Here is a 20,432-nt window from a genome sequence, read left to right as displayed (position 1 = left end):
CCACCTACTGTACTATCTCTGAACTTTGGGTAAGTTCTGCAAGTATTGTTTCGTCAATGCTTACGCCTAAACCGGATTTATCATTTAACTGAATATACGGGATGACATAGCTTTCTTTTAAATCCCCAATATCTTTAGAGAATTTCACAGGACCTGTTAATTCAACACTTTTAATAATTTTTTTAGAAAAGGCTACATGGAATCCTGCCGCTGATCCTACTGAAGATTCCACCATTGAACCGATTTGGCACTCGATTCCAGCCATTTCTGCCATATGTGCTAACTTCATCGCAGGATAAATACCGCCACATTTCATAAGCTTAATATTAATTTTATCTGCCGCGCGTTTTGCAATAATTTGACGTAGGTCAACCATATCACGTATACCTTCATCAATCATTTGAGGTACCGATGTTTTGGATTTAATCTCAACCATAGCATCAATATCATCTTGCACGACAGGCTGTTCTAACCAATCTAACCCAAGAGATTCTAGTTGGCGTAATGCTTGTAATGTGTTGGCACTATTAATCCAACCTTGGTTAACGTCTACACGAATGGCAATGTCATCTCCAACTCGATTACGAACTGCTTGGATTCGTTTCACATCACCTGCAACATCTAGGCCCACTTTCATTTTAAATGAACGGTAACCTTCTTGAAGTTTTTCTTCCGCTTCCTCTGCCATTTTCTCAGGCTCATCAATACTTAGTACATGCGTAACCGGGAACTTTTCGTGATAACGTCCACCTAGTAGTTGATAGACAGGAACACCTAATTTTTTTCCTACTAAATCAAAACATGCAATATCAATCGCTGCTTTAGCTGCTGGTGCTCTGTGTACTTTTTTATCCATAAGTTCATGAATTTTTTCAAATTCCATTGGGTTTTGTCCAATGATAGCAGGTGCCAATGTATTTTTTAACATGGCATAAGTAGAATCCGGTGTTTCTCCAGTAATATGTTCGTCAGGCACTGATTCACCCCAACCAACAACCCCACATTCTGAAGTTAGTTTAACGATAATTGATTGAATATGTGGATAGGTTGCGTAACTAATAATAAATGGTTTAATTAATGGCAAGTTTACTGCAAAGATTTCTACTTGTTTAATTTTCATAATTTGATTACATCCTTTTCTAGTTGCACTTAAGCTTTATTGATTATCCTTTTGCTGCGTTTTTTAGTGTCGTTGTTAACACCTTCGCACCTGTTATTAAAGCTTCTTTGTTAAATGTCATCTTTGGGTGATGAAGGCCAGGTGCTAAATCAGCGCCAATCCCAATCATCGCCGCTTTTAGTTCTGGTTTTAGTATTGTGTAGAAATGGAAATCGTCACTACCAGTAGTAGAAATTGGCTTTTCTAATTGTTCAATACCTAAAGCTTCAATGATGGATGCTTTAACAATATGAGATGCTTCATCAGAAACTTCTGCACCTGGAGTTTTATCAATCCATTCCCACTTAATTTCAGTTCCAAACATGTTAATAATGGACTTAAATCCTTCTTCAATACGCTTTTGTAATTCATCAAGAGTCGCATTTTTCTGAGCACGAACGTCTAAAGAGAACGATGCATTTCCTGGAATAATATTTGTACTCCCACCATCTGCAATCACTTTTGTTAATTTAGCACTATATACTTCGAATGGATTGATATAAATATTTTTAAGCATTTGCTGTATTGCAACAATCACATCAATGGCATTTTTACCTTGATGTGGTCTTGCACCATGAGCATCTACTCCGTGAATCGTACCATTTAAAAATAAAGCAGCCCCATGATGAATTGCTGACGTGACTTTTCCAAAAGGAAGCTCTTCAATAGGTCTTAAATGTATTCCGAACAAATATGAAACGCCATCAACGACACCATGTTTCACCATCTCAATAGCTCCCCCACCTGTTTCCTCTGCAGGTTGGAAAATAAAGCGAATGCGTTTTTTTAATGGCAGATCCTTTAATTGAAGTAATGCACCTAAAACCATTGATATATTGGCATCATGACCACAGGAATGGTTTGCACGCATAACACCATCGACGTCCTGCCATAGAGCATCGATATCAGCTCTTACTGCTATTATTTCTTCTCCTTCACCGATTTCCGCAACAAGACCTGTTACGTCGGAAAAGAGTTTATATGAAACTTTTAATTCATCTAATATAGAAGCTATTTTTTTAGTCGTCTCGATTTCCTTCCAGCTGATTTCTGGATTTTCGTGGAAATAATCAAACCAGCCGTAGATGACCTCTTCGTATGTTCTTAATTGGCTCATATAGTGCACCTCAAATTTTTGTTTCTTTCTCTATTATACATAACAATGATAGAAATATTAACAGCTTCCGCCTATCAAGCTAAAATAATAAGAGCGAATGTTTGACATTTATGCATTTATTATGTCTTGCCCTGCTTTTTGCAAACCTTAAAAAAACTAATCGATTTGCTCTTCGATTAGTCTTTCGTCACCTTTCTATAATTGCTCGTACCACACTTTAGCTGCTTGAACTTCACTCATCGTTAATTGATGTCCATGATTTTCCCAATGCATAGTAACCGATGCATGCGCTTCTTTTAATAGTGCTTGTAACTCATCGGATTCTTGCTTCGGGCAGATTGGATCGTTTGTGCCTGCTGAAATAAATACATGGGTCCCTGTTAAATTTGGAAGAGTAATCCCTCGTAGTGGAACCATTGGATGATGTAAAATGGCACCTTTTAACGAATCTTTAAAGTGGAATAGTAAACTTGCTGCGATATTCGCCCCGTTTGAGTAGCCAATTGCAATGATATTTTGTCGATTAAACCCATACTTACTAGCTGCTTCGTCTAAAAAGTTATTTAATTCATTTGTTTGAAGAATTAAGTCTTCTTCATCAAATATTCCTTCAGCTAGTCTTTTAAAGAATCGGGGCATTCCGTTTTCTAGCACATTTCCACGTACGCTTAGGATTGAAGCGTCAGGGTCAATTATTTCTGCTAGTTGCAATAGACTATGTTCATTACCACCAGTTCCGTGTAAAAGTAAAAATACCGGTTTTTGTTGACTTGTTCCCTGTTTAAAAATATGGTGCATTTCATTTAGCCTCACTTTTTGATTTAGTCTAACGGTCGAACGTCAATTGGGATTAATGATTGTTTTAAACGTTCACGCAAATGTTCATATTGTATAGGTAACTTTAGCTCACTTCCCAACGTTTCAGGTGTTTCATCATGTCCGAAACCTGGTGGATCTGTAGCCACTTCAAATAATATTTCTCCTGACTCACGGAAATAAATCGAATTAAAGTAATTACGATCCTTTATCTCCGTCACATGTTGCCCATGATCCATCGCATATTGTTGCCATTCAAGATGATCTTGATTATCATCAGCTCGCCAAGCAATATGGTGAACCGTTCCAACGCCCATTCTTCCTCGAACGCCTGTTGTCATTTTCAAGTCGATAATATTGCCAATATCAGCAGTTGATTTAAAACGTGTGTAATCACCTTCTTGTCCAACTATCTCCAAGCCCATTACATCTACTAAAGTTGCTGCTGTTTCTTCTGGACGACTCGAATATAGAATTGCTCCCCCAAAGCCTTTAATTGCAACTTCCTTTGTTATATTACCGAATGTCCAATTATTTTCTTCGCCACTTGCATGTTCAACTATTTCGAGATGTAAACCATGTGGATCATCAAATTGAACATAGGTTTCACCATAGCGAACTGCTTCATTAAAGTTGATATTAAACTTTGTTAAACGCTCTTTCCAATAATTCATTGCACCAACAGGAACTACATATGTTGTAACCCCGACTTGTCCATCGCCAATTCTCCCTTTATAGGCATCCGCCCAAGGGAAGAAGGTGATAATTGTACCTGGTTTTCCGTTTTCCTCGCCAAAATAAAGATGGTAAGTACCTGGGTCATCAAAGTTAATTGTTTGTTTTACAAGACGCAATCCAAGTACGCCTGCATAAAAATCAATATTTTCTTGGGGATGACCTACAATAGCTGTAATGTGATGTATCCCCGATGTATGTTTTTTCATTATTGTTCCCCCAGAAAGTATTTGTGATTATCCTATCGGTCCTAATTTTGCTTCGATTTCCGCGCGTTTAGGTTCTAAAAAAGGTGGTAAATCTAATTTCTTGCCTAGTTCTTCAATTGATGTATCAATGGTAAATCCTGGACCGTCTGTAGCTAATTCAAATATAATGCCGTTTTCTTCTTTAAAATATAGACTTTCAAAATAGTAACGATCGGTTAATTTTATAATCTTATAGCCAAAATCTTTAATTCTCTTTTCCCAAAACTTTAATTCGTCATGATCTTTCACACGAATCGCCAAATGATGCACACTTCCTCGACCTGGCCTTTCTCTTGGACCATCTTGTTGGACAATTACGATTTCCCCAAAAGCTTGTCCTTTAACCGATTGGAGGATTGCTTGCTGATTAGAACTTGAAACAAGTGTGTATCCAAACATGTTTTGTAACATTTTAGATAGACTCTCTAATGATTGAACAGTGATTTCAACTGCACCCATGCCAAGAATTCGATGCTCAGATGGTACAATTGAATTCGTCCATTCCAACCAGAACGCCGGTATTGTTTTACCAGCGTGATTTAGTAGCACTAATCTTAAACCATCCCGATCTTCAAAATTGAGTGCTTCCCTACCCGCATATGTTGTAATTTCTCCATGTTTAACACCTAGTTGAGTAAACCGTTCTTTCCAGTAAACAAGGCTTTCATAGGAAGGTACTAACAATCCAATTCGAGTAATTGCATTTGTTCCCCGGTGCATACTTCCAGCAAGTGGCATTTCAAAAAAAGTTAAGCCTGTTCCGGGACTTCCAATTAAATCGCCATAAAACAGATGATACATAGTTGGATCATCTTGATTGACAGAGACTTTAACTCTACGTAATCCAAGAATATTTTGGTAAAATTTATTGTTTTCTTTAATGTTTTTCGTAATCATTGAAATATGATGATGACCTGCCACTTTTTTCATCTTCAGCACCTGATTTCTTATTTTCCTGTATAAAAATTGAACACATCTTTCAACAACATTGAATGATTTGCTCAATCTTTATTTAGAAGACAACATGTGCATTTGGCTATGCACATGTTGTTTTATACTTATTAGCGAATTGTTTTTAAAGCAGTTGCCCATGGTATTAATTGGTCTAACATTTGATTTACTGAATCTGCTTGCACTTCTTTTGGTTTAAAGTCCGTACCGTTTTCAAAGTCAGTAAATAGTGATAATGCAGGATGTACACGAACGTCCGCAACTAGTAATTCACCTAAAATCCCACGTAAATGTTCTGCTGCACGAGCTCCACCAACTGATCCATAAGATACAATACCAGCTGCTTTGTTGTTCCATTCTTCACGTAAAAAGTCTAATGCATTTTTAAGTGCACCTGTAATAGAGTGGTTATATTCTTGTACGATAAATACGAATCCATCTAGTTTAGCTACCGCTTCTGACCATGCTGCAACGCCAGAAGTATCTCCACCTGGTTCACCTAGGAATGGTAATTTATAATCCGCAATATCAATAATTGTATAGTTTGCGTCTCCACGTTTTTCTGCAAGTTCTTTTACCCACGCACCTACTTGAGGGCTTACACGACCTTCACGAGTTGATCCTAAAATAATACCGATATTTAAATTTGTCATTTTTTGTTCCTCCTTATGTTCATTACCAAATAGTTTATCTAAAAATCCCATTTCTATTTATTCACCTCCTTACAAGTACTCTTTTTCGAAATATTTCGTGCTACGAACAGTATCGATTGGGCGAACCAGCTTTTCAATTTGTTCACGTTTTTCCTCAAAAAACGGCGGTAAAGATAACTTTTCACCAAGTGTTTCGTAAGGCTCATCTCCCATAAATCCTGGACCGTCTGTTGCCAACTCAAAAAGAATGGAAGGAGCTACATTTGTATATAAAGAGCCGAAATAGTAACGCTCAACGTAACCTGAGTTTGGTAATTTAAAGCCCTGTAAACGTTGTTGCCAAACATCTAAATCCTCACGCGTATCCACTCGGAATGCAGTATGATGAACAGTACCATAACCTTGTCTTGCTTGAGGGAGAACTGTATTATACTCGACAACTACTTGAGCACCATTCCCTCCTTCACCCATTTCAAACAGATGAAATGAGTTTTCCTGTTCAATTTCACGCATCATGAACACTTTCTCTAGTACTTCTTTAAAGTAATCGAAATAAGATGTTCGTACATGAATTGGTCCAAGTCCTGTAATGGCAAATTCTAATGGAATCGGGCCCTTTTGCCATGGCGTACCAGACTCAACTCCTTCATTTGTTTCGTCTGAAATAAGTTGATATGCTTGATCATCAAAGTCTACAAATGGCAAAATCTTTTTTCCAAATTGTTGTTGAATGCCTTTGTGGTTTACTTCATATTTATCAAAACGCTTAACCCAATACTCTAACGCTTGATCATTAGGTACACGAAAAGATGTTTTTGATATTTCATTTGTTCCATGGATGCCCTTTGGAATGCCGGGGAAATCGAAAAACGTCATATCTGTACCAGGGCTTCCAACATCATCCGTGAAATATAAATGATATGTTTTAATGTCATCTTGGTTTACGGTTTTTTTAACAAGACGCAAACCTAGTATATATGTGAAGAATTCATAAATTTTTTCAGCACTACTAGTAATGGCTGTAACATGATGAAGACCTTTTAATTCGTTCAATTTATTTTCCTCCGTTTTTTATCTCGAATTCGAGATATGTAGTTAAAAAAATTTTTTGCCTATATAACTTGTGATGTATTTGCAGATTAATTGTAATCGTAACACTCGTATATTGTGATTTATTATGAAAAATTATACCTTCCCAAGCATAGTATTTTTTAGATTGCTCGAAATTGAATATCTTGAATTCAAAATAAATTTAACATATATTCATCTTCAATGTCAATAGACCAACTAAGTAATAAATAAAAACGACAAACTCCATTAAGGGTTTTGTCGTTAATAATTTTTTATAAACTTGAGAAAAATCCTCGTGGGTATTCTTCAACCTCAACTAATCGTTCCTGTGACTCAAATTCTAACTCCACACGACAATCCAGTTCTTGTTCTTCATCCAGTAAATACGTCTCAAACTTGGATAATAGTAAACTCATCATCACAACACCCCTTAGTTGGAATTTTCTGATATTTTATATCATACACATTTTATTAAACTAAAACAATGCATTTTTGCTATATATGCAAAAAAAGTATCAAACTCATCTCAATTTGCGAATAGTTCTTTTAGTTTGTTTTCAGAGCAGAAAAATAAGCTTGCACACATGGTACAAGCTGCAAAAATCAGTTTAATGTTGCATCTAATTTCGTGTCCCTTGGTTTATTTCCAGTACCCCCTTTATGCTTCGTTAAAAACTGAACGATAAACATAATTCCGAAGACGATTAATCCCGTAATATCCGAAATTGACTCTGGATAGATCATGGCTAAACCAGCTGCAAGTAGAATACATCGTTCGAACCAAAGTAACTTCCTATACCAGAACCCAATAATCGCTGAACCAATTGCTATCATTCCCATAATAGCTGTGAAAACTACCCAAAGTATTTGTAAGATTGTTACATCAATCATCAATAAGGCTGGGGAGAACACAATCATATACGGGATAATAAATGCTGCAATTGCTAATTTAGCTGAGCTTACTCCAGTCTTAATCGGATCGCCACCTGAGATTCCTGAAGCGGCAAAAGCAGCCAGTGCTACTGGTGGTGTGATATCCGCAATAATACCAAAATAGAACACAAAGAAATGAGCTGATAATAACACTGTAATAGGAATTAAATCTTGTGCTACGACATCCGGAGCTAGTAAAGTAATAATTGCTGGAGCTGCTATTGTTGATGTAATGACATAGTTAGCTGTCGTTGGAGCACCCATACCTAGAATTAAAGAGGCGATCATTACGAAAACTAATGTTAATAGGATATTGCCACCTGCTAAGTCTACTAAACTATTTGCCAAACTTAAGCCCAACCCTGTTTTAACTACTACACCAACAATAATCCCTGCACAGGCTGTTGCTGCAGCTACCGCTAATGCCGTACGCGCCCCGTCAACTAGTGCATCGATAATATCTTTAAAGCCTAGACGTGTTTCTTTATTAATTGCCCCTACGATTATACAAGAAATAATTCCGTATAGAGCCGCATGCATTACCGGCACCCCAACTAGCATTAACACGATAATTAATACAATAGGAAATAATAAATAAATCTTACTTAGTACTTCTTTTCGATTCGGCAATTCTTCATCTGTTAATCCTCGTAAACCTAACCGTTTTGCTTCAAAATGGGTCATAATCCAAATCCCTGTAAAATACAGAAGTGCAGGAATTGCTGCTGCTTTAGCAATATCCCAGTAGGTAATGCCGCGCCCAATAAACTCCACCATCAGGAATGCAGCTGCCCCCATAATCGGTGGCATTAATTGTCCTCCAGTTGAGGCAGCTGCTTCAACGGCACCGGCAAACTCTTTCTTATATCCTAACTTTTTCATCATTGGTATTGTATATGAACCCGATGTCACAACGTTTGCAACAGAACTTCCTGATATTGTTCCTTGTAAAGCTGAAGAGAAAATGGCAACTTTCGCCGGACCACCTATAAGCTTTCCAGCAACTGCGACGGCTAAATCGTTAAAATATTGTCCTACGCCTGTTTTTACTAAGAAAGCACCAAATAATAAAAAGACAAATATATAAGTGGCAGAAACACTAATTGGCGTTCCTAAAATACCATCTGTTGTATAAAACATTAAGTTAATAATATTTTCTAATGATTGACCACGATGGGCTAAAAAGTCTGGGAAATATGGTCCGTAAAAGGCATAAATTAAGAAAAATGAGGCTATAATCATAATTGGTAACCCCACTGCACGTCTAGCAGCTTCTAAAACTAGTAGCGTTGCAATTAATCCAACATAAAAATCGATATCAGAAATGGTTCCCAAACTTTTTACTAGACGATCATAGTTTATCGTCCAATATGATCCTACTATTACTGATAATAATGCTAAGATATAATCATAAAATGCTACTTTTGTTTTCGGTCCCTTTCTACGCGCAGGGAACAATAGAAAGATTGCAGTTAGAGCAAATCCTAAGTGAATTGTTCGCTGGATTGGGGCCGTATATTGGCCGAAAATTGCTGTATACAATTGAAACAATGAAAAACAAAGTAGAATTATAAAGATAGCCCAATGTAATACACCCTTTAATTGTCGGGTATTCGATTCGGTATCATATTTTTCTAACAGTGCTTGTTGTTGTTCTGCAGACAATGTTTCAAATTGCTCTTCTTTAGTCTGCTCATTATGTTTTACCATAACCTATTACAGCTCCTTTCCATTTTTCAAATAACGATACTCTTTCCACTTGAAATAGGTATGATTTCCCTCTTTTTAGATAAGTTTTTAAATTATATGATTGTTGATCGTAAATAAAAAATAAATCTACATCTATATTGCCTATATATATAGTAAAGTCTGATAAAACTTTATTTTCATAAGACAATATGTATCTTCCATCCTCATACGCTAACGTTTCCCCTTCTTCAGCATATGCTGGCATTCCTATCGATACATCTTCATATTCCATTGACACAAGCTTCAGATTTTTTGCTTTTGTAATTTCATAGTTTTCCAAAACATCTGTCAAATGAATAGAATGTGTATATCGAATTTGGAATTCATTCTCATCTAATATGTTTATATAAATTTTCTGAGGTTGACTTGATCTCGTTTCTGTAAATGAAAAGACAGAATCCATCGGCAAAAATACAAAGATTGTAGTTACAATGCCTAACAAAATGACAATGACAATGGCTACTCGTTTCATGTAACCACCTCAATTTTCAGTTGAAAAATGGGGCTTGCCAAAACAAGCCCCGAAGTTAAACGTTTAAATTTATTATTGTTCATCAAAGTATTTTTGTGCACCAGGATGAACCTCGATTCCAATTCCATCTAAAGCCGTTTCTGCTTTAATGAAAGCACCTTTTGCATGGCTAATTGAACCTGCATTATCATAAATTGCTTTTGTAATACCATAAGCAACATCTTCTGGTAAATCTGCTTTCACTGCAATCATAGCTAATACAGAAACAGTCGGAACTTCTGATTCTAAACCATAAGTACCAGCAGGAATAGTGTCCACTGCATAGTAAGGATATTTTGAAATTAAACTTTCTGCTTTGTCAGCTGCAACTGGTACGATAACAACGTCTGTAGTAGCACCTAAAGCTTCAACAGCCGCTGTTGGATACCCAGCTGTAATAAACGCTGCATCAATTTGGCCAGTTTGTAATCCATCTGTTGATTCACCAAAGTCTAAGTTTTGAGCTTCAATGTCCTCCATCGTTAATCCATGAACTTCTAATAACTGTTCAGCGTTTGCGTATGTTCCTGATCCAGGAGCACCAACAGATACTTTTTTACCTTTTAAATCATCAAATGAAGTAATACCAGAATTTGCAGTTGTTACAAGATGAACTGTTTCTGGATATAAACCACCAATTGCCACTAAGTCTTCCACAGCCGCTCCTTCGAACATTAGTTGGCCATTTTTTGCATAGTAAGCAATGTCAGTTTGTACAAATGCAATTTCAGCATTGCCATCTTTTAAAGCGTTTACGTTGGCAGCAGAAGCTTGTGATACTTCAGCAGTTGTTTTAATCCCTGTTTCATCAGTAATTAAGTCAGCAAATGTACCACCCAAAGCATAATAAGTACCTTGCGTACCACCAGTTACTAAGCTTAAAAATTTTATATCAGATGTAGTTTCCTCAGCAGTCTCTTCCGTTGTCCCCTCTGTTGTAGAGTTATCAGTAGTGCTTGCTGTCTCTGTCGTCTCTTCCCCACCACTACAAGCTGCAAGAACAAGTAGCAATAGACTCAAGATGGCGAAAAATAATAAATTATTCTTCTTCAATAAAACCCCTCCTCTGACATTTTTGTAACATTACAGTATAAATTTAACTATTAAACTTACATTATGTCAAATATTTTAATATTCAAATAACTATATAATGGCTAGTAATAGGTTATTAAACAAAATAAACAAGCGTTTTTTCGAATTATCGGAATAATGATAGTCCGTGTTCGAATCGTTTGAAGCTTAAACTTTATTCTAATTTATATGATGATTACAAGGAGAAAAGTATAGATAGTTTTCTAGATTGATGAAGAGCATTTTGTTTAACATCAAAATAAAAAACTGCGAAATAAGACTAAACTTATCTCGCAGTTTGAATTAATAATTAATTTTTTAGAGTAATTACACCACATGCAATTCGGTCACCTGAGTTTCCTGATGGGTCTGTCGCATAATCATCTGGGTATTGATGGATTACAATTGCACTGCCGTCTTCATCAATGATTGAATTTTCTTTACCTGTCTTAAGTGTTATATTTTTTGCAACAAATTCTACTTGAACATTTCCGTCTTCTTCAGGTGTGATATTCGGTAAGTCACCTAAATGGGGACCAGCCGGATTATCTGTGCCATGTCTTTTATTCGTTGGATTAAAATGAGAACCTGCTGACTCAAATGTAGGTTTTTCACACTTCCCTACCTCGTGTATATGGAAACCATGTCCTCCTTCAGAAAGCCCTTTTACACCTAGAGAAATGTGTACACCATCAGCTCCCTCGGTCATTTCCATGTGGCCAATTCCCTTTCCTTCTGTGTCAATGATGGTTGCTGTTGCTTGCAATGCTTTTGGTGCAGCAACTGAAATTTTCTCTTCGTCTTTACTAAATCCAAATAGATTACATCCACTCAAAATCAAAGTTAATGCAGTTAATAAAATAAGATTTTTCCACATTTTAGATAGCCCTCCTCGTTAGTGAGTATTTCCAAGGGGATTTAAAAATATTCTTTAATGTTTTTATTTCCCATTTACCTAAATTAAAGTCTACCGATAAAAAGAGTAAAGGAGGGGGATCTATGGATATAAATTCAATAATGTCTGCTCAAGTAGCACAGCTTCAACAAACAGTACAATTAAGCATTATGGATAAAGCTCTGAATATGGGTGCTGCTAGTGCTGTTGAAATGCTCAGCCAATTACCACAGCAACAAGCTCCTGCAGCAAACCACCCATACAAAGGAACAGCAATCGACGTTTCAGTATAAATACTAAAATACCTGTTTACCCGCACAAGGAAGGGATTTAATATCTCTATCTTGTGTGGATAGGCATTAAAAAAAGCGCCAAACTTTAGCGCTTCAATTAGTTATTATTCGACATAAAGGCCCTCTCATTTTTTTGCAGTTTCAATAAACTATTAAAACAGCACTTCACCATAAAACAGGTTTGGCTACCATCAACCAGAGTACAAATAACAATAGTAATATGTATATCCACGTTGATTTCCTTAGCTTAGCGATAAAACTTTCTTTATTAAAATCAGATGTACCATAAGTTTTCAAAGTTGGTTTAAATGCTCTTGCTAAATAGAAAACAGAACTCCCCATACCAACTATTGTCAGTACTACCCAAGATGTCGTCCATGTCCAACCACTTAAAATAATAAGAAAAACGCCTGATGTCACGAGAATATGTCCAAAATGTTTGACTACACTAATTGCATATTGGAATGATTGCACAAAGCCACCTAAAGAAGCTTCATCAGTCTCTTCCATTTTTTTTAGCATAGGGATTAATGCAAACAATGGTCCAATCGAGCCTATCGCGCTTAATATATGGATATATAAGAAGAAGATATGTAACAATGCAATTCACGTCCATTCAATTCTAATAATTACAGTATAGCATTGGTGAAAAAACATTTTTTTGATAAAAATATGACAATTGTCGAATGGATAGTAATGAAACTAGCATTTTAGACATATGATATAAATTAAACACTTGTTGTCCATGTAAATACTGATAATTTTTTGTTAAGTATTTGATAAATCATTCAAACTAGCATCAATTACTTGTATCATTTAAGGAGTAGCATACATAGTTGTGCTAACACAAAATTTGGAGGTGATTCTTATAGGAATCCATAAGTTTTTCACAAGTTTAAATGATTTAGAACGTATTTTCCGTGCACCAGGTCGCTTTAAATTTGAAGAACATAATGTTGCTGCACACTCATGGAAAGTTTCTCAATATGCTATGTTTTTTGGAACGTTAGAAGAAATGAATGGTGCAACAGTGAATTGGAAATCGCTTTATGAAAAAACAATCAATCATGATTTTGCTGAAGTCTTTATTGGGGACATTAAAACACCCGTTAAACATGCTAGTGTTGAACTAAAACAAATGCTCGCCCATGTAGAGGAAAAAATGATGGAGAATTTTATTCAGGAAGAAATCCCTCCTGAGTTCCAAGAAATCTTCTCTAACAGAATGAAAGAAGGAAAAGATAATACCCTCGAAGGTCGACTTCTTGAATTTTCTGATAAGCTTGATCAGTTTTATGAATCTTTTGCCGAATTAAAGAGAGGAAATACGGATAAAGAGTTTGTTATTATGTATCAACACGCTTTAAAAAATCTTTTGAAAATGCCCTTACCAGTGAGTGTCCGTTATTTTCGAAACGAAATATTAAATGACGTTATGAAAGAAGATACGCAAATCAATGTTGCTGCTTTAACAAACGAAATTTTAAACAAAATAAATTAGTAAATATAAGTTTTCCAATTAAGGAAGGCTTTTATTTTTTGCTTTTTATGTAAATTTCAATTTTTTATCTCCCCGCCTACTATTAAATATTTGACTTTTTTCTTAATACACACTTACTTGCACAAATAAATACAATCGATTAATATATCATTAAAGCTGCGTTGTTCGTACAAATATTAAGTTTTAACCTTTGAACTGTAAAAGGGAGTTTTAATCGAATAAGGAATGGCGAGCGTCACACCGCGGTGAATGACGATATACAGGAATTATTCTGCGAACACCCACTTTGAGGAGTGGTGGTTTAAAACTTTCTATTAATAACTACGGCAAGGCGGCTTTGCCATACATAACGTATAGCAAGGCGTCTAAACACCTCTATCTTAATTAGGGCACTGAAAAAGTCGATTTTAATAAATTTTTATAATAAAAATACGCTCAGATCTTTTAGGAAGTGGGATTCACGAAGACTCCTACGGGAACAGCTTGAGCTGAAGACCCCGCAGGAGCTTGCGACGAGGAGGCTGAAGCCAAGCCCGTGGAAAGCGAAGTGAATCCCACCTTCTATTTAGAAGCAAATAATTACTATAAATTTTTATCGGTATTTAGTTTTTCAGTGGCTTCATCTTAATGAGGTGTTTTTTAATATAAAAAAGTATGTTTCGAAAATTTCATTCAAAACATACTCGTCTGTTTACCATCTAAAAACAGATAAAAATGGAGTAATTATTACTGCCAAAGCTAGTAAAAATGTTGCAATTGATCCTATTTTATTTTGGTGTTTCCAAAGTTGAATGGAAAATCCCATCGTATAGGCGACAACTAGAAGTATTAAAACCCATACCATTGTGTTCAATTAATCTCTCATCTCCTCTAAATGAGGTAATTCATCTTGTCTTCCAAACTTTCCAAGGACAATCTCAACATTAATCTTTACCCTCATCTTCGGGTATGATTCCATCCAATTAAATGCCTCATATTCCGGAATTGTCATAAATTGTTTTCGTGCAATTAGGGACCACCCAAATGGATCTCCTTTAAATTCCTCTTGGGATTTTTTCACAACCTTCTCAATTTTCCTCGTAGCCTCGTTCTTAATATGATTTTTTAGAGTTTCTCTATTGTTACTATTAGAGTAGTCGGTCATATTATGATTTGATAGTATGTCTATATAAAGTGGAATTGTTACATCAATCGTAGGTATCCCCTTTTTTAAATTCATTTTCACCTTATTATTTTCTTTCTTCATCACCCTAACGCCAATTCTGTATTTCTCATTAAAAGGATCTGTATAAGTTGTTAATATTTCTTCCATATCAATCGTATCGTTTAACAAAACAGCAGCCCTATTCTCTTCCGCGGTTAATTTTCCTATCATTTTGCCTTCTTTAAAGATTGCAGAACCTAAAAATTGTGTCTTATTAGTTTTTCCTTCGACTTGCATTTCACCTGCTATTAGATTTTCTTCCCCTTCAGGATTTTTCTCTTCATCGCTTTCTTCTGTTGTTGCATAAGGTGCTAAAAAAAGATCTCCGTCTTGCTCTGAAATTCTAAAGTATGTTTGAAGATTTGTCTTAGGAATATACCCATTTTCGCTTCCATGCTGTAATATCAATTCAAAATATTTATGAATCCTTGTTTCAAGTTTTGGTTGATTTTCATTTAGAAATTTACTTGTACTTTCTTTAGTCACAATAAAAGGTATGGCTTTTGTAACCTCTCGATCCTTTGCAATATCATACATCAATCTTATAAAATTCTCATCCTCCGCCAATTCTTCCGAAATAAGAATTACACTCAAAATATTGTATGATACCGCCTTTGCAACAACAGTGTTTGCTATATTTTTTGATGTAATTAGGTCCGGTGTATTAAAGGTGATTATCTCACTATTAGGTTCATTTGATGCTCCTCCCTCTTGTTTTGACAATTCAGGGTTGGAGATTAAATATGTGATTTTCACTGTATTTTCTTCTTCACTTTTATCTAAACCTATTGCAATAACAAATGCCCTTTGATCTAGGTATAATTGGTCCCAACATCCACTTAGTAGCGGAATAACTATGAGTAAACAAGAAAATTGAATAAGATTTTTTATTTTCATTTCTTGAATTCTCCTTTAATAATTGCAGTTGCCCATAGCAAAAATGGTAAAATTAAAATAATTGGCGTTACAATATATAAAAAAATGACCCTAAAGTATGAAAGACTAAAAACGGGAGCTTCTGGGATTAATCCTAAAAATATTACGATTGTTGATATTGCAGGAACAATGTATTCAAATTGCTTTACTTTAAATAACGAACCAAATAGTAACGCACTGATATATAAACCAACTGCAAATCGTATATATGATGCAACTAGCCAAAACGGGAAAAATAACGATTCTACATTTTTAATAAAACCTATTTGAATATATCGAATCGTTTCATGATATGGATAGTTAATTAGCTTAACCCCTTCATAATCAAACAACATGACATAAGAGATGAACGCTAGTATAAATTCAATTGAGACAAAGATAAATGCAACCCATACCCCCTTTTTATAGACCCTCTTATTTTTTACATTGGTTGCCAATAGTGCGATAAAAAAAAACTCTGCAAATATTGATGCATTCATAGTGCCCTCTTTCAAAATTTCCATTTCTCCAGGGCCAAGTATCGGAAACATAAAATTGGATTCGCCTTGAAAAAATGTAATGACTAATACTATGAGTAAAGAAATCTTTATCCAAGGTAAAGTTATCCATGCAGTTGAACCAATGCTTTCAATTCCCTTTTTTGCTCCATATGCCGCAACTCCCATTAATACTATATAAATAATGAAAATTGGAGTTTTAGTAAAGTACATTGATCCAATAATATCCACATAAACAGCAGAACTTGATATAAGCGAATGAAATTGTAAAATCCATAAAATAAATAACACGATGAAGCCAATATATCTTCCAAACAACAACTTTGTAATATCAATAAGATTTTTTTCTTCAAAATGTGTAATCAGTTTAGTTAAAAAATAGAGAGGTAAGATTGATAATATACAAATTATGGCCATTCCTAACCAAGCAGCATTGCCTAAACTCTCATATAGTATAGAGGGAGTGCTATCCGCTAATTTCGTACCCACAGTAAGCATAATAAGTGCAATAAATTCTTTTGTCCCAATTTTTCCATGCGTTTTTTCCATTCTTAATCTCCTGCTTTATTCTGTATATCTTTAGGTTTTATATATCCAGGTCGAAATATTTCTCTTTTTAACGTTTTCCTAAAAATAGTATCCCTTGAAGATTTGTAATAGGGTGTCATTGGGGCAAAATAAGGAACACCAAATGATCGAATCAAAACAATATTAAATATCCCTAATACAAAAAGAGCTGTCATTCCGTAAAAACCGAATAATGCTGCTGAAAAAATAAATAGGAATCTTATTAAACGGATAGAAGAGTTCATATTGATATCCCCAATAGCAAAGGAACTTAATCCTCCAAGTGCAACAATAATAACAACTAGAGGACTTACTAGGTTAGCTTGAACTGCAGCTTGTCCTAAGATTAGCGCACCTACAATCCCAATGGTTGGACCAATTGGATTTGGCACCCGTAACCCAGCCTCCCGAATTAATTCAAAACATATTTCCATTATTAATATTTCTACAATCGCAGGAAAAGGAACAATCTCCCTTGTGGCAGCAATAGCTAGTAGTAAATCGGGTGGTATCATTTCAGCATGATAATTGGTAACAGAAATGTATATTGATGAAATAAATAACGTAATAAATAAGGCAACCATACGTAATGCTCTTATAAAGTTTCCATAAATAAAGCGTAAATAGTGATCTTCAGGGTTATGAATAAATGACCAAAATGTTGCAGGTAATATTAACGCTGCCGGTGAATTTTCCATGATTAATACAATAAACCCACTCTCTAAAAATGTTGAAGCACGGTCTGGTCTTTCTGTATATAAAACGGTTGGAAAAATAGATTTCGGATAATCAACAATTAATTCTTCTAATATCGATACATTTTGTATTGAATCCATGTCTAAAGAGTTAATTTTATTTTTTACTTTATTAAGTAGTTTTTCATTGGAAATATCTTTGACATACAAAATATAAAGTTCATTTTTAGATCTTTTTGAAATAGTTGAAGCTTCAACAATTAAGTTTTCATTTTTTATTTTCTTTCGGATTAGTGAGATATTTGAATTGGCACTTTCATTAAAAGCTTCTTTTGGACCTTTAAGTACTACTTCATTTTCTGCTTTTTCAATGCTTCTCCCATCAAACTTTGCCGTACTAAACACATATGCCTCTTCAAATCCTTCTATTAATAGTACGGTATTCCCGAGATTTAAGTTTGTAATAATATCTTCTATTACTTGTACATTCGTTATAGTTGGGGCAGATATAATATTTTCAATTGTTTTATTAGCATCCTTGTTTTGTAGTAAAGGTCTTAAAATATGATCCTCGATGATTGTAGTATCAGTTATAGTGCTTATATACAATACGGCTGCCATCTTTCCTAAACCACCGATATGAATATTTCGAATACTAAAATCACTATTTCTAGGAACTGAATAAATCTTTTTTATTGTTTCCATTGTCTTATCTAAATTAGGTTCAACCAATTTCTTTTTTGTATAGTCCTCTGCTTTTGAGGACTGTTCTATATTATGTTGGGTTTGTTCCTTTTCTTGAGAAAACAACTGTTTTAGTAGTTTTCGTTTCATCAAATTGAGCAACTCCAAGCTTTTTTCTTAGTGTGACACTAGAAATTTGAAATATGTATGTTTAATAGAAAAACTACCTTCAGAATTAACCCTAAAATAAAAAACCACTAGAAAGAAATGGATAGTACTTTCTAATGGAATGAATAAAATGTTTTTTATGGAGAATATCTTCATAACACGTATGAACTTTCGTAAAATTTGTTTTCTAGGTAAACAAAAAAACGTATAGCATATGCTATACGTCTGATTATGACCCGTACGGGATTCGAACCCGTGTTACCGCCGTGAAAGGGCGGTGTCTTAACCACTTGACCAACGGGCCGTGGCTCCGAAGGTAGGACTCGAACCTACGACTAACCGGTTAACAGCCGGTTGCTCTACCACTGAGCTACTTCGGAATACTTTTATGGTGGGCCTAAATGGACTTGAACCATCGACCTCACGCTTATCAGGCGTGCGCTCTAACCAGCTGAGCTATAGGCCCATAATGGAGCGGGTGATGAGAATCGAACTCACGACATCAGCTTGGAAGGCTGAGGTTTTACCATTAAACTACACCCGCGTAAAATGGTGGGTCGGGACGGAATCGAACCGCCGACACTTTGAGCTTCAGTCAAATGCTCTACCAACTGAGCTACCGACCCTTATTATGGCGGTCCCGACCGGGATCGAACCGGCGATCTCCTGCGTGACAGGCAGGCATGTTAACCGCTACACCACGGGACCTTAAGTAAATGGCGGAGGAAGAGGGATTCGAACCCCCGCGCGGTTTAACCCGCCTGTCGGTTTTCAAGACCGATCCCTTCAGCCGGACTTGGGTATTCCTCCACTTTACTAAATGGCGGCAGAGGGGATCGAACCCCCGACCTTACGGGTATGAACCGTACGCTCTAGCCAGCTGAGCTACGCCGCCATATTATTATAATAAATTATTTGGTGGAGCCTAGCGGGATCGAACCGCTGACCTCCTGCGTGCAAGGCAGGCGCTCTCCCAGCTGAGCTAAGGCCCCAATCAAAATGGTCGAGAAGACAGGATTCGAACCTGCGACCCCTTGGTCCCAAACCAAGTGCTCTACCAAGCTGAGCTACTTCTCGTAAATTTATGGCGCGCCCGGCAGGAGTCGAACCCACAACCTTCTGATCCGTAGTCAGACGCTCTATCCAATTGAGCTACGGGCGCAATATAAATGGTGCCGAGGACCGGAATCGAACCGGTACGGTAGTCACCTACCGCAGGATTTTAAGTCCTGTGCGTCTGCCAGTTCCGCCACCCCGGCACATTTGGAGCGGAAGACGGGGTTCGAACCCGCGACCCCCACCTTGGCAAGGTGGTGTTCTACCACTGAACTACTTCCGCATGTGCATTGGTTATCTGGCAAGTTATTAATAAAACTGGTGAGCCATGAAGGACTTGAACCTTCGACCCTCTGATTAAAAGTCAGATGCTCTACCACTGAGCTAATGGCTCTTACTATGGTGGAGGGGGACGGATTCGAACCGCCGAACCCGAAGGAGCGGATTTACAGTCCGCCGCGTTTAGCCACTTCGCTACCCCTCCATTTAAGGGATGCCGGCGATAGGAGTCGAACCCACGACCTACTGATTACAAGTCAGTTGCTCTACCAACTGAGCTACACCGGCATATATGGTGGAGGATGACGGGCTCGAACCGCCGACCCCCTGCTTGTAAGGCAGGTGCTCTCCCAGCTGAGCTAATCCTCCATTTTTGAAACAAGCGAAGCGACGTCCTACTCTCACAGGGGGAAGCCCCCAACTACCATCGGCGCTAAAGAGCTTAACTTCCGTGTTCGGTATGGGAACGGGTGTGACCTCTTTGCCATCATCACTTCACTTATTTAGTTGAGAGCTTGTTCTCTCAAAACTGGATAAAGACATTGACATACAAACTTCAAGCTAAAATTGGTTAAGTCCTCGATCGATTAGTATTCGTCAGCTCCATGTGTCACCACACTTCCACCTCGAACCTATCTACCTC

General features: G+C 36.5%; 19 protein-coding genes, 17 tRNA genes, 1 rRNA gene and 1 other RNA gene. 3 read left to right on the top strand and 35 right to left on the bottom strand.

What is annotated here, in order from left to right; translation table 11 throughout:
• Nucleotides 1–4: 4 nt before the first annotated feature.
• The 12 genes from CRO00_RS10080 to CRO00_RS10030 form a co-directional block, all read right to left on the bottom strand.
• On the bottom strand, nucleotides 5–1,120 hold the full coding sequence (locus CRO00_RS10080) for a mandelate racemase/muconate lactonizing enzyme family protein (protein WP_097073548.1): 1,116 nt from the start codon (nucleotides 1,118–1,120) through the stop codon (nucleotides 5–7).
• 43 nt (nucleotides 1,121–1,163) lie between these two features.
• Nucleotides 1,164–2,276, bottom strand: coding sequence for an amidohydrolase (locus CRO00_RS10075; RefSeq protein ID WP_097073547.1), 1,113 nt, complete (start codon nucleotides 2,274–2,276; stop codon nucleotides 1,164–1,166).
• A 195-nt stretch (nucleotides 2,277–2,471) separates the two neighbouring features.
• Nucleotides 2,472–3,074 (bottom strand): alpha/beta hydrolase, encoded by a 603-nt coding sequence (locus CRO00_RS10070; RefSeq protein ID WP_097073546.1) that lies wholly within the window; start codon nucleotides 3,072–3,074, stop codon nucleotides 2,472–2,474.
• Nucleotides 3,075–3,097: 23 nt separating this feature from the next.
• Nucleotides 3,098–4,036 carry a ring-cleaving dioxygenase gene (locus tag CRO00_RS10065; protein ID WP_097073545.1) on the bottom strand — a complete coding sequence of 313 codons (939 nt, stop codon included), beginning with the start codon at nucleotides 4,034–4,036 and terminating at the stop codon, nucleotides 3,098–3,100.
• Between the two features lie 27 nt (nucleotides 4,037–4,063).
• On the bottom strand, nucleotides 4,064–5,005 hold the full coding sequence (locus CRO00_RS10060; RefSeq protein WP_097073544.1) for a ring-cleaving dioxygenase: 942 nt from the start codon (nucleotides 5,003–5,005) through the stop codon (nucleotides 4,064–4,066).
• A 131-nt stretch (nucleotides 5,006–5,136) separates the two neighbouring features.
• Nucleotides 5,137–5,730: an NADPH-dependent FMN reductase gene (locus tag CRO00_RS10055; RefSeq protein WP_097073543.1), complete on the bottom strand. Its 594-nt coding sequence runs from the start codon at nucleotides 5,728–5,730 to the stop codon at nucleotides 5,137–5,139.
• An 18-nt stretch (nucleotides 5,731–5,748) separates the two neighbouring features.
• On the bottom strand, nucleotides 5,749–6,732 hold the full coding sequence (locus CRO00_RS10050; protein ID WP_097073542.1) for a ring-cleaving dioxygenase: 984 nt from the start codon (nucleotides 6,730–6,732) through the stop codon (nucleotides 5,749–5,751).
• Nucleotides 6,733–7,022: 290 nt separating this feature from the next.
• Nucleotides 7,023–7,166, bottom strand: coding sequence for a hypothetical protein (locus tag CRO00_RS20300; protein WP_202615661.1), 144 nt, complete (start codon nucleotides 7,164–7,166; stop codon nucleotides 7,023–7,025).
• Nucleotides 7,167–7,353: 187 nt separating this feature from the next.
• Entirely contained in the window at nucleotides 7,354–9,393 is a 2,040-nt protein-coding gene (locus tag CRO00_RS10045) for a TRAP transporter permease (RefSeq protein WP_097073541.1), read from the bottom strand.
• Nucleotides 9,380–9,904: a DUF1850 domain-containing protein gene (locus tag CRO00_RS10040; RefSeq protein WP_097073540.1), complete on the bottom strand. Its 525-nt coding sequence runs from the start codon at nucleotides 9,902–9,904 to the stop codon at nucleotides 9,380–9,382. The genes CRO00_RS10045 and CRO00_RS10040 overlap by 14 nt, the downstream gene beginning before the upstream one ends.
• A gap of 72 nt (nucleotides 9,905–9,976) precedes the next feature.
• Nucleotides 9,977–10,996, bottom strand: a complete 1,020-nt coding sequence (locus tag CRO00_RS10035; protein ID WP_097073539.1) for a TAXI family TRAP transporter solute-binding subunit — start codon at nucleotides 10,994–10,996, stop codon at nucleotides 9,977–9,979.
• 328 nt (nucleotides 10,997–11,324) lie between these two features.
• Nucleotides 11,325–11,891, bottom strand: coding sequence for a superoxide dismutase family protein (locus tag CRO00_RS10030; RefSeq protein ID WP_097073538.1), 567 nt, complete (start codon nucleotides 11,889–11,891; stop codon nucleotides 11,325–11,327).
• A gap of 122 nt (nucleotides 11,892–12,013) precedes the next feature.
• Between CRO00_RS10030 and CRO00_RS10025 the strand changes: the two genes are divergently transcribed.
• Nucleotides 12,014–12,202: a putative motility protein gene (locus CRO00_RS10025; protein WP_097073537.1), complete on the top strand. Its 189-nt coding sequence runs from the start codon at nucleotides 12,014–12,016 to the stop codon at nucleotides 12,200–12,202.
• Nucleotides 12,203–12,367: 165 nt separating this feature from the next.
• Here CRO00_RS10025 and CRO00_RS10020 read toward each other — a convergent pair whose 3' ends face one another.
• On the bottom strand, nucleotides 12,368–12,712 hold the full coding sequence (locus CRO00_RS10020; protein ID WP_237658376.1) for a hypothetical protein: 345 nt from the start codon (nucleotides 12,710–12,712) through the stop codon (nucleotides 12,368–12,370).
• A 349-nt stretch (nucleotides 12,713–13,061) separates the two neighbouring features.
• Here CRO00_RS10020 and CRO00_RS10015 point away from each other — a divergent pair, with 349 nt between their 5' ends.
• Both CRO00_RS10015 and ssrS read left to right on the top strand, forming a co-directional pair.
• Nucleotides 13,062–13,703, top strand: a complete 642-nt coding sequence (locus CRO00_RS10015; RefSeq protein ID WP_202615659.1) for a YfbR-like 5'-deoxynucleotidase — start codon at nucleotides 13,062–13,064, stop codon at nucleotides 13,701–13,703.
• 150 nt (nucleotides 13,704–13,853) lie between these two features.
• Nucleotides 13,854–14,045, top strand: a non-coding RNA gene (ssrS, locus tag CRO00_RS10010) — 6S RNA.
• A 349-nt stretch (nucleotides 14,046–14,394) separates the two neighbouring features.
• Here ssrS and CRO00_RS20130 read toward each other — a convergent pair.
• The 22 genes from CRO00_RS20130 to rrf form a co-directional block, all read right to left on the bottom strand.
• Nucleotides 14,395–14,556, bottom strand: a complete 162-nt coding sequence (locus CRO00_RS20130) for a hypothetical protein (RefSeq protein ID WP_161946658.1) — start codon at nucleotides 14,554–14,556, stop codon at nucleotides 14,395–14,397.
• Nucleotides 14,557–15,804 carry a Ger(x)C family spore germination protein gene (locus CRO00_RS10005; RefSeq protein ID WP_097073535.1) on the bottom strand — a complete coding sequence of 416 codons (1,248 nt, stop codon included), beginning with the start codon at nucleotides 15,802–15,804 and terminating at the stop codon, nucleotides 14,557–14,559.
• The gene (locus tag CRO00_RS10000) at nucleotides 15,801–16,889 is read right to left on the bottom strand and encodes a GerAB/ArcD/ProY family transporter (protein WP_097073534.1); all 1,089 of its coding nucleotides are present in this window, start codon (nucleotides 16,887–16,889) and stop codon (nucleotides 15,801–15,803) included. The genes CRO00_RS10005 and CRO00_RS10000 overlap by 4 nt, the downstream gene beginning before the upstream one ends.
• 2 nt (nucleotides 16,890–16,891) lie before the next feature.
• A complete protein-coding gene (locus CRO00_RS09995; protein ID WP_097073731.1) occupies nucleotides 16,892–18,436 on the bottom strand; it encodes a spore germination protein in 1,545 nt (514 codons plus the stop codon).
• A gap of 250 nt (nucleotides 18,437–18,686) precedes the next feature.
• Nucleotides 18,687–18,758: transfer RNA gene (locus CRO00_RS09990), tRNA-Glu, on the bottom strand.
• 1 nt (nucleotide 18,759) lies between these two features.
• Nucleotides 18,760–18,834 (bottom strand) — tRNA-Asn (locus CRO00_RS09985).
• A gap of 9 nt (nucleotides 18,835–18,843) precedes the next feature.
• A tRNA-Ile gene (locus CRO00_RS09980) sits at nucleotides 18,844–18,920 on the bottom strand.
• Nucleotides 18,921–18,924: 4 nt separating this feature from the next.
• Nucleotides 18,925–18,998: transfer RNA gene (locus tag CRO00_RS09975), tRNA-Gly, on the bottom strand.
• Nucleotides 18,999–19,004: 6 nt separating this feature from the next.
• Nucleotides 19,005–19,080: transfer RNA gene (locus CRO00_RS09970), tRNA-Phe, on the bottom strand.
• Nucleotides 19,081–19,086: 6 nt separating this feature from the next.
• A tRNA-Asp gene (locus CRO00_RS09965) sits at nucleotides 19,087–19,162 on the bottom strand.
• A 9-nt stretch (nucleotides 19,163–19,171) separates the two neighbouring features.
• A tRNA-Ser gene (locus CRO00_RS09960) sits at nucleotides 19,172–19,264 on the bottom strand.
• Nucleotides 19,265–19,275: 11 nt separating this feature from the next.
• Nucleotides 19,276–19,349, bottom strand: a tRNA-Met gene (locus CRO00_RS09955).
• Nucleotides 19,350–19,370: 21 nt separating this feature from the next.
• Nucleotides 19,371–19,446: transfer RNA gene (locus CRO00_RS09950), tRNA-Ala, on the bottom strand.
• 8 nt (nucleotides 19,447–19,454) lie between these two features.
• Nucleotides 19,455–19,531 (bottom strand) — tRNA-Pro (locus tag CRO00_RS09945).
• A gap of 8 nt (nucleotides 19,532–19,539) precedes the next feature.
• Nucleotides 19,540–19,616, bottom strand: a tRNA-Arg gene (locus CRO00_RS09940).
• Between the two features lie 8 nt (nucleotides 19,617–19,624).
• A tRNA-Leu gene (locus CRO00_RS09935) sits at nucleotides 19,625–19,713 on the bottom strand.
• A gap of 5 nt (nucleotides 19,714–19,718) precedes the next feature.
• Nucleotides 19,719–19,793, bottom strand: a tRNA-Gly gene (locus CRO00_RS09930).
• A gap of 36 nt (nucleotides 19,794–19,829) precedes the next feature.
• Nucleotides 19,830–19,904, bottom strand: a tRNA-Lys gene (locus CRO00_RS09925).
• Between the two features lie 6 nt (nucleotides 19,905–19,910).
• Nucleotides 19,911–19,994: transfer RNA gene (locus CRO00_RS09920), tRNA-Tyr, on the bottom strand.
• A 10-nt stretch (nucleotides 19,995–20,004) separates the two neighbouring features.
• A tRNA-Thr gene (locus CRO00_RS09915) sits at nucleotides 20,005–20,077 on the bottom strand.
• A gap of 5 nt (nucleotides 20,078–20,082) precedes the next feature.
• Nucleotides 20,083–20,158, bottom strand: a tRNA-Val gene (locus CRO00_RS09910).
• A gap of 13 nt (nucleotides 20,159–20,171) precedes the next feature.
• Nucleotides 20,172–20,287 (bottom strand): 5S ribosomal RNA (gene rrf / locus CRO00_RS09905).
• Nucleotides 20,288–20,432: the final 145 nt, after the last annotated feature.

This window comes from Ureibacillus xyleni (assembly GCF_900217795.1).
GTDB classification, from domain to species: domain Bacteria; phylum Bacillota; class Bacilli; order Bacillales_A; family Planococcaceae; genus Ureibacillus; species Ureibacillus xyleni.
The sequence above is the reverse complement of the archived record's forward strand: the minus strand, read 5'-3'. Positions and strand labels throughout refer to the sequence as shown.